Origin of the sequence: Nguyenibacter vanlangensis (genome assembly GCF_013376155.1) — a bacterium.
Lineage (GTDB): Bacteria > Pseudomonadota > Alphaproteobacteria > Acetobacterales > Acetobacteraceae > Gluconacetobacter > Gluconacetobacter vanlangensis.
The window spans coordinates 1-861 of the sequence record NZ_JABXXP010000968.1 but is presented as its reverse complement, the minus strand read 5'-3'; the positions used below and the strand labels follow the sequence as shown (position 1 = coordinate 861).

1 protein-coding gene is annotated in these 861 nt (G+C 71.2%); it reads left to right on the top strand.

Annotation, left to right across the window (positions count from 1 at the left end; all coding sequences use genetic code 11):
• Positions 1–861 (top strand): molybdopterin-dependent oxidoreductase (locus HUK84_RS20540; protein WP_176641844.1); only part of this gene is annotated, 861 nt, incomplete at both ends.

Sequence of the window (861 nt, the reverse complement as noted above, 5' to 3'; positions counted from 1 at the left end):
GCCCTGCCCGTCGCCACCGACGCGGCGATCGCCGAGACCGCGTCGCGCCTGCGGCGGATCCTGGATGCGCACGGGCCGGATGCGATCGCGCTGTACGTCTCGGGCCAGATGTCGCTGGAGGCGCAATATCTGGCCAACAAGCTGGCCAAGGGGTACATCCGCACCCGGCACATCGAATCCAATTCGCGCCTGTGCATGGCCGCCGCCGGCGCGGGCTACAAATCGTCGCTGGGCGCCGATGCGCCGCCCGGCAGCTATGAGGATTTCGACTGCACCGACCTGTTCTTCGTCATCGGCGCGAACATGGCGGATTGCCATCCGATCCTGTTCCTGCGGCTGCTGGACCGCAAGCGGGCGGGGGCGCGGCTGATCGTGGTCGATCCGCGCCGGACGGCGACCGCCGACAAGGCCGACCTGTTCCTGCGGATCCGGCCCGGGACGGACCTGGCGCTGCTGAACGGGCTGCTGCACCTGCTGGTCCGCGAGGGTGCGGTCGATCCGGCCTTCATCGAAGCCGCGACGCGGGGGTGGGAGGCGATGGCCGATTTCCTGGCGCCCTATACGCCCGAACATGTCGCGGCGGTGACCGGCCTGGCGCAGGCCGACATCGAGACCGCCGCGCGCTGGATCGCCGAGGCCGGGGCGTGGCTGAGCCTGTGGACGATGGGGCTGAACCAGAGCGTCGCGGGCACCTGGCACACCAACGCGGTGTGCAACCTGCACCTGGCGACCGGCGCGATCTGCCGCCCCGGCGCGGGGCCGTTTTCGCTGACCGGGCAGCCCAACGCGATGGGCGGGCGGGAAATGGGCTATATGGGGCCTGGCCTGCCGGGGCAGCGTTCGGCGCTGGTGGCGGCCGAC